Below are 7156 nucleotides of genomic sequence, written 5' to 3' on the forward strand. Positions count from 1 at the left end.
AATTTAGTGAACTGAAGCCGGGAACATTTTACCTTATCCCGGCTATCGACTTACTGGCTTTCTTTGGCGGCCAGTAAGAGCTCTAAGGCCTCCTCTCGTTCATCTGGTGGTAAGGCATCCATTAACGCTTTTATCCTGCCCTGTCCGTTAAGAGCGCTGGGGCTTATCGTGTGTGAGAAACAAATGTTCATCACAAACGTATGACCGCACTCAACATTTGAACAATAGCAGTACACATCTGACAATTTGGGGTGCTTCCGGTTAGTTTTTCTCACCGTAGCCGCGGACATACATTCCGGGCAGAAAATTTTCAATACTCGCATCACTGACCCTCTTTGCCTGCCAGAAGAAGAGATTTTGTTCCCTTCCCCTTCTTCTGAACGTGTAACACTGGTAACACGTGTAACACCGTTGATTTAATTGAATTTAATCTGTTACCAGTAGACTTAATCAAGAGGTAACGAGTGGTAACACCTTGATTTTTGTTACCTCTGTTACCAGTGGCTATTTCTGAGTGGTAACACTGGCAAGCCTCGTCATTGCTGCCTGTTACCTCTGTTACCTCTGTTACCTCATAAAAATAAGACTCACGCGATTACTATTCAGGATCGGCGCTACCCAGTACCTGCGTATTAAACTGGTACACACGCTTAACCCCTATTTCTGGCAGGCGAATACTATTCTGTGTCCGCCCATCTTCACCGGCTTTCAGCCAGCCTGCCTCTACGCACAATCTGGCCACCTTCCGCGAATCGAACCCCTTACAGATTTCTTTCCAGCCAGACGGCAGCACATAGAACGTCACTGCCGATTCTGTTACGTTGTCGCCCTTGTCCACTTTCCTGAATCCCATCATCGACAGTGGGCGGTTCTTGTCATCGTGCCAGTCAGCAAAGCGGCTGAACTGGTTACGGGTCATATAATCCCGGACTTGCTCCAGTGCGGTTTTATCCTCCTGGTTCGCAGTATGCCCACGGTCAGCCATCCATGAGGCCAGACAGCATTCAGCAGCCCTGAACGCCTCCCCTTCAGGCCATCCGGTTATCCCAGCTTGTGTGGCCAGTTCTCCGGCCATTGCAACCAGTGCAAAGCGGGTAACGGCTCGCCCGACCTGATTTCCTGCATCTGCTGGCGTCAGCCTGCGGGTGTAGTCTTTCAGCAGCGCTTTCGCCTGGCTGGTCAATTCCGGGAGATCGGCTGTCAGACAATGCAGCCAGTCCCGGAAGGGTGATCCATGATGATGAATAACGGCATGTTCCAGATGCTCCGCCAGCGCTTTACCACCGCTGAAGCCGTGCAGTTCTTCAAACACACCGTATTTACCTGAGTCACTCGGGATCTGGATCATGCGAACTTCAACCCCGGCATAGGTTCTCTCCCCTGCATTGGCGGCGTGCTCGACCAGTGACAGCTCTCCTGTGGACAGAAACAGTAAATTCCAGCGGTTTGTTTCACGTACCGATCCATCCGTTCGGGCGCGGGCTTTGCCCTGGCCGTTCGCCAGCATGTAGGCAATATTTCCCGCCTCCCTGCCGTCCACTTCACGGATTTCATCAAGCATCAGCGTGGCATCATTGCGACGGCTGGCCGTTCCCTCCAGCGCGTTGCCGGTAGCGCGCCATGTGTGCCAGAAGTCAGTGCCGCCACACACCGAAGCGGCCACTTTCATGGTCGTGGTTTTACCGTCAGTAGATTCACCTTTCAGGTGATAACCGCCGCCACTTATACCAACCAGCTTCAGAAGTGGTGCGGCGAATGCCAGGCTTACGGCAAAAGCCAGTCGGGCATTGTTGACGCAATAGCGGCCGATATTTTCCCGCCATTCTTCGGAGGTACCATTGACACGGAAATCACGCCCCTGAACGCTGGAGGTCTGAAGGATCACAGACTGTGACTCTCTGCCGATCACTTCATCCTGAAGGACGTAAACACCGCCATGCCAGCCCGTCTTATTTACGCAGGTCACTTTTCTGTCAGGCTTGCACAGGGAGATGTATTCCATCAGGTGCGCCCTGGCCATCCCGTTAATGTTGATATAAGAAAGCCCGTTGACCAGTAACACGCGCCGCAGCTCTTCCCCGCTGCCGCCCAGCATTTCCATCGGCATCGCCCACTTTCGGCTCATGCCGTTGGTGTCCTCCCATTCCAGCAGGCGGCCATAGTTGCTACCGTCCGCATCGCTGGTAATCGCCGTCACGCGCAACGGGCTGCAAATTTTGATATTACGGATCTCGGTGTCACCGTCTGATTTGTTCACCAGTTTGTCGTACCACAGATATTCTTTGGTCAGCCTGAAACCCTGAGGCAGTCTGGTTTGCCCTTTTCCGTGCAGCGTCATTTCTTCGCGGAACGCTTCCCGCGCCCTCTCCTTCCCGGCCTCCTGACGGTAATCATCCCAGTCGGCTTTATGACGCACCGGAGGAAGAGTTACCCAGCCATCAACGGATTTAGCGGACTTTTCAGCCCAGACACGGCCTGTGTTCTCTTTGCCGTCCACCAGATCGTTATCACCTGCGATGATGATCCGGGTGTCTGGCCAACGAATACGAAGTTGCTCCGCCACCTTTGGCAAATTTGTGGCCGCAATAGCGGCAACGATCCAGCCGTCAGCCAGAAGACTGACCGTCAGCGCAGTGGCATACCCCTCAGTAATAATGACCTGTTCAGGGGCATCAGCAGGAATATCCGCCACGGCAACAAATGATCCTGAAAGCTGACTGCCAGGTAACAGACTTTTGTCTCCGTCTGCGTTAACAAGCTGACCACCAGTAATATTTCCGGCGATATCGCTTAAGGGCAGCAGCAGCGACCCGGCAGGAAAAGACCTCCCCGCCAGATTGATGGAGGCAGTCAGAAGCGGCAAAGAGTAGCCCTTCAATCCCTTCGCGGTCAGATAGGCTGATTCTCCGCTTTGAGAAAGCTTTTTAAGTTTCTGATAGCGGTCTGCCCCGGTCTCTTTTCCCGCCGCCTTTTTCCTGGCTGGCATAGCAGGTTTATTCTGTACTTCAGGCAGCGCCAGTACCTCGGACACCATTCCCGCTACCTCCTTCACTGATCGTCCTGTCACCAGGCGTACCAAATCGAGGCCGTCACCATGGCCGCACTGATTACAGAACCATGTACCGCGCCCTTCTTTATCATCAAGACGAAAGCGATCTTTCCCGCCACAGGCAGGACATGCACCATGACGACGGGCGGAAGGAACATTGATCCCCAGCGCAGAAAGGATATGTGGCCAGCGCCCGTTTGCCGCCCCCGAAACCGCAGATACAGACTGAGTTTTCATGGCAGTACCTCCCCGACTCCCGCAGTGGTGATGCTGAAACCTGGTGGTATTTCGCCATCGGGCGCACCAAAGACGATATCCCGGTACACTTCACGCAGCTCAGAAACGCCAAATGCGGAAAGACGGATATTTTCGGCCATGTAGCCCGGTGCAAGCATTCGCTCCAGGACATCACATGCAAGGCGTTGCCCCTCGTCCTGGCCGAATTCATTAATCCAGGACGCTTCAATGTGATAAAGAATATTCATGGCTACGCGGCCAGGTGTCAGCTCGATACGCTCGCCATCCTCTATATACACAGGCTCCCCATTAATCCGCAGCATCAGGGCAATATAGGCGTCAGCAATACAGGAACGCAGGAATGCCGCACGAAACTCAGGTGAATGGACTGCGAAATTAGCGCTCATGCGACTCTCCTTTCATGGTGCTGGTTTCTCTCACCACACCTTCCAGTTGATCGGCAATGCAGGCCATGACGGCTGCTGCCCCTTCAGCAGAAACAGTTCTCGGCCCACTCATCGCAGGAAATGACAGAATTTCGGCTAGGAACTCGCTCGCCAGCGCAGCCCGTAAAAGCCGGCTCTCACCTTCTTCAGTCAAAGTACAACCGTGGTTAGTGATCGGTAAATGGCTCATACATTCACCTCACAGAAATTTTTCACCGGGATACGTGCCGCCAAGCTCAATACAAAATCAGCAACGAGTTTAAGGCGTGCAGCATGCTCGCAGGTTGCGACAGTACGCACAGCAAATGGACGTGCGGAAGAGTCAGCACGGCGAACAGCGAGAAAAACAAAGGTAAATTGGGGGTGAGACAAAGCAGGGATCGAAGCCATAGCGGCAATCTCCTTCAGATAGCGGTTAACGCTACCACCGGAGTTCCTACGCTCATGGGTGGTAGCCCAGACGGGGGTAGGAATACCGGCTCTGAAGGATACCGGCCAGCCCGAAAGCTGCCCCGCCTGGACTACCATAATTCTGACGATGTGGCATAAAAAACGAAAAAATACGACCTGCCACCACACCATAAAATAGGGGTATGCCAAAGCTGCGACATAAAAAAACACGCCTGGCGCGTGTTGTGTCGCCTTCAGATTACACGGGTTCCTACGCCCGGTTGCCGATTTTGCGGCAACAGAGGAACTATAGCCCGTCCATTCCTGGCGAGGCAAGAAATTTATAACCGAAAACAGACGATTGCCTGAACTCATTAACACTGGCATCCTTAAACCTCGTCCTAAATAGAGTTTTTCATTTTTTCTGATTCCTGTTGCTGTCAATAAGACCCGCTTGTAAGCGGGTCTTATTGTATGGACGGTGTCAGTCCGCAAACGTCATAGCGTTCTCATCAACAGCGGCATACAGTCCCGGTTCCCCCAGGGCATAGCCTTCATTACGCAGATAGGAATGCACGTATTCGCTGTTCTCGTCATCAAACTCTGCACGGAACCAGCGCGTCATTGCTTGGGTATAAATATGCAGGTTATCCAGCGTGGTCACCGCCAGACGCTTACCGGGCATAAACGGAGGAATAAAGGCAAAGCGTCCGGCCACGGAACTGGTCACCATCTGCGCCGCATTCACATCAGCCGGGCGATCCGCCGCATTAAACAGCTTCAGTCGCTGACGGGCAGCCAGCTCTGCCCCGACCAGCACCACCAGACGCGGGTCTTCGCGAAATGGCTCTGCAATCAGCTCGGTGATCAGATGATTGGCCAGTAAATCGATGTTCTTCCATGTACCTGACTCCCCCAGTGTTACCGGCTCAGACAAAATCTGCTTACCGTCTTCATGCGCTTTCGCCAGAGCATGCCAGCCAATATTGACGTCTTCCCCTTTTTTATTCATTTCCGGGTCTGTCGTGTCCGCAATGGCCACACCATTGAACCCTACCCGCAGCATATCCAGCGCATACGCCTGACTAAAAAAGGCGTCTAACGTTTTCTCAAACTCATCCGGTATACCGGTATGACAGATATGAGACATATCGGAATAGCTGATCCGGGCGCAGGTATCCGTCTCTGTCAGAAAGAACTCCGTGCCATTGATGGCCATCCTTTTGTGGAAACGACCACCTTCCACACGCCCGGTATGAAGTTCGCTGGCGCCAATATTAATGGCATTACCTGAGACAGCATTAACATCACGCAGGGTGATATTTTTCATTAACCAGCCAGACTCAATAACTGACGTCCGTAAGATATTCTCGCTCGGTTCAGTTAATGAAAAACGTCGGGTCGGATCAAGTTTATAATCTGAAGCAGAAATAAATTTTTTATGGTAGCGACGTGCCGCGTCCGGCCTTTCTGTTTTAAAGGCATACATAGTTATCACCTGTTTTTAATAATTAAGAAAAGAGTCTGTTTTTGAACTCTGAAACATGACTGTATTTCATGACATGCTCAACATAATCCCGGTCATTTACGACAGTACGCAATACAGCATTATCAGCACGATAATACTCCCTGTAGGCCATGGTTCTTGCCACACCTCCATTGCCCAATAAATACCGGTCAACAGGCACACTGCAACAATTAATGATTTCACTCACTGCATCAGACAGAGATTTAAGAGCATCAGTAATAAAATGAATATCCCGGGTAATGCTCCCTTCCTGAAATACAGTAGCAAGCTCAACAGGGAACCGTAAGGAGCGCGGGAATGTATTCAGTAACCGTTTATCGATCCCCTTTCCGATATAATCGACTTCATCAGCCAGCAAGCCAGGCAAAAGCCGGATAGTATTGAGCCGGTCTTGTTGCTCATTCAACCGGGACAGCGCCGTCTGGTAACACCGTTCTGCATCCGCACGTGCGACACGCACGGTATTTTTCGTTCTGGCCTCAGCAATACTACCGGCACCACTTTTTGAAGATGCGCTTTTCCATGCAGCTTCCGCGCTGCTGACTTCACGCTGGCGGAAAGATAACTCTTCCTCTTCACGGCGACACACTAGGGTAAAGCGGTTAAGTAGTAGATTGATTTCATCCGCCACTGCTTCCGTATCAGGTACTGTAAGTCCCGTCAGTGAATGCAGCTTTTCACCGTTAGCGCGCAGCTTATTCAATGAATAGATTTCAATAATCCGTACAATACAGGCTGTGTCGCTATGAGTTTCTTTAAATGGAGTTACTGTATAATTTTCTAATACCGATACATTTTGACTTTTAATCGAAAGAGATACGTGTTGGTTCCCCACCAACGGTGGATGGTAGTTCATATAAGCTCCTAATAAATGCTATCAATATAAAGGTTTTCACTCTGAAGAATGACTATCACGCCAAGCGTAATAATCACCAGCACGCCAGCGTGACATACGACCTAATTTTATTGGCTTGGGGAATTTACCCAATGAGATCAATTTATAAATCCACTTGTCAGTAAAAAGACAATCAGATGTAATAAATTTCATATCAACTAATTTATCGTAGGAAGGTCGTTCGGTTGGATTAGCCATCTTATCTCCATCAGTTCATCAATGCTCGTCAATGAACACTATCTAAACATAGATGGTTTCGCTTTTACGTTGAGTAGAAAAAAAGTTCCTACTCAACGTAAACTAGATCTTAGTTCGCGATCAATTTACCAGCAATGGCTTTCCCCAAAATGCGCTCAATCCTATCTAATGAAAGTGGAGACTCACCATTTTTATATAACAATTCCGTTGCGCGTTTTTCTATGCAATTAGCCCATGCACGAATTGACTCAGAACATTCATCAGGATATTTTTCCTTACAGAAAATAGCAGCCACAAGCACAACTTCTCTTTTCTTCGCATGGCGTTCAGAAACAACTTTAGATAGTTTGACTGATTTTATTCCTACGACTTCAAGTGGTTTATGAATAATTTTAGTGGCTATATCATTGGAT

8 protein-coding genes and 1 pseudogene are annotated in these 7156 nt (G+C 50.2%); all 9 read right to left on the reverse strand.

From position 1 onward, the window contains the following. Positions 1-50: 50 nt before the first annotated feature. Positions 51-323, reverse strand: a complete 273-nt coding sequence (locus tag NNN71_RS22895) for an ogr/Delta-like zinc finger family protein (protein WP_154123170.1) — start codon at positions 321-323, stop codon at positions 51-53. Positions 324-598: 275 nt separating this feature from the next. Beyond that, positions 599-3286: a DUF927 domain-containing protein gene (locus NNN71_RS22900; protein ID WP_271459424.1), complete on the reverse strand. Its 2688-nt coding sequence runs from the start codon at positions 3284-3286 to the stop codon at positions 599-601. After that, complete coding sequence (locus NNN71_RS22905) at positions 3283-3693, reverse strand: hypothetical protein (RefSeq protein WP_271459425.1); 411 nt, start codon at positions 3691-3693, stop codon at positions 3283-3285. Before NNN71_RS22905 ends, NNN71_RS22900 begins: the two co-directional genes overlap by 4 nt. Continuing rightward, positions 3683-3922 carry a hypothetical protein gene (locus NNN71_RS22910; protein WP_154123167.1) on the reverse strand — a complete coding sequence of 80 codons (240 nt, stop codon included), beginning with the start codon at positions 3920-3922 and terminating at the stop codon, positions 3683-3685. The genes NNN71_RS22905 and NNN71_RS22910 overlap by 11 nt, the downstream gene beginning before the upstream one ends. Beyond that, positions 3919-4509 carry a host cell division inhibitor Icd-like protein gene (locus tag NNN71_RS22915; RefSeq protein ID WP_271459426.1) on the reverse strand — a complete coding sequence of 197 codons (591 nt, stop codon included), beginning with the start codon at positions 4507-4509 and terminating at the stop codon, positions 3919-3921. Before NNN71_RS22915 ends, NNN71_RS22910 begins: the two co-directional genes overlap by 4 nt. A 97-nt stretch (positions 4510-4606) precedes the next feature. Beyond that, entirely contained in the window at positions 4607-5611 is a 1005-nt protein-coding gene (locus tag NNN71_RS22920; RefSeq protein ID WP_172731661.1) for a P2 family phage major capsid protein, read from the reverse strand. A 22-nt stretch (positions 5612-5633) separates the two neighbouring features. Continuing rightward, on the reverse strand, positions 5634-6506 hold the full coding sequence (locus NNN71_RS22925) for a hypothetical protein (protein ID WP_271459427.1): 873 nt from the start codon (positions 6504-6506) through the stop codon (positions 5634-5636). A gap of 36 nt (positions 6507-6542) precedes the next feature. Beyond that, complete coding sequence (locus NNN71_RS22930) at positions 6543-6743, reverse strand: helix-turn-helix transcriptional regulator (protein WP_172731663.1); 201 nt, start codon at positions 6741-6743, stop codon at positions 6543-6545. A 109-nt stretch (positions 6744-6852) separates the two neighbouring features. Next, a pseudogene (locus NNN71_RS22935) lies at positions 6853-7156 on the reverse strand (hypothetical protein); the annotation flags it as partial.

Origin of the sequence: Kluyvera sp. Awk 3, assembly GCF_028069715.1 — a bacterium.
In the GTDB taxonomy this organism is placed as follows: domain Bacteria; phylum Pseudomonadota; class Gammaproteobacteria; order Enterobacterales; family Enterobacteriaceae; genus Kluyvera; species Kluyvera georgiana_A.

What these genes read in the sequence shown, in the direction of transcription:
- NNN71_RS22910 (WP_154123167.1), bottom strand. Translation starts at nt 3,922, where the DNA reads ATGAGCCATTTACCGATCACTAACCACGGTTGTACTTTGACTGAAGAA.
- NNN71_RS22915 (WP_271459426.1), bottom strand. Translation starts at nt 4,509, where the DNA reads ATGCCAGTGTTAATGAGTTCAGGCAATCGTCTGTTTTCGGTTATAAAT.
- NNN71_RS22925 (WP_271459427.1), bottom strand. Translation starts at nt 6,506, where the DNA reads ATGAACTACCATCCACCGTTGGTGGGGAACCAACACGTATCTCTTTCG.
- NNN71_RS22930 (WP_172731663.1), bottom strand. Translation starts at nt 6,743, where the DNA reads ATGGCTAATCCAACCGAACGACCTTCCTACGATAAATTAGTTGATATG.
- NNN71_RS22905 (WP_271459425.1), bottom strand. Translation starts at nt 3,693, where the DNA reads ATGAGCGCTAATTTCGCAGTCCATTCACCTGAGTTTCGTGCGGCATTC.
- NNN71_RS22920 (WP_172731661.1), bottom strand. Translation starts at nt 5,611, where the DNA reads ATGTATGCCTTTAAAACAGAAAGGCCGGACGCGGCACGTCGCTACCAT.
- NNN71_RS22900 (WP_271459424.1), bottom strand. Translation starts at nt 3,286, where the DNA reads ATGAAAACTCAGTCTGTATCTGCGGTTTCGGGGGCGGCAAACGGGCGC.
- NNN71_RS22895 (WP_154123170.1), bottom strand. Translation starts at nt 323, where the DNA reads ATGCGAGTATTGAAAATTTTCTGCCCGGAATGTATGTCCGCGGCTACG.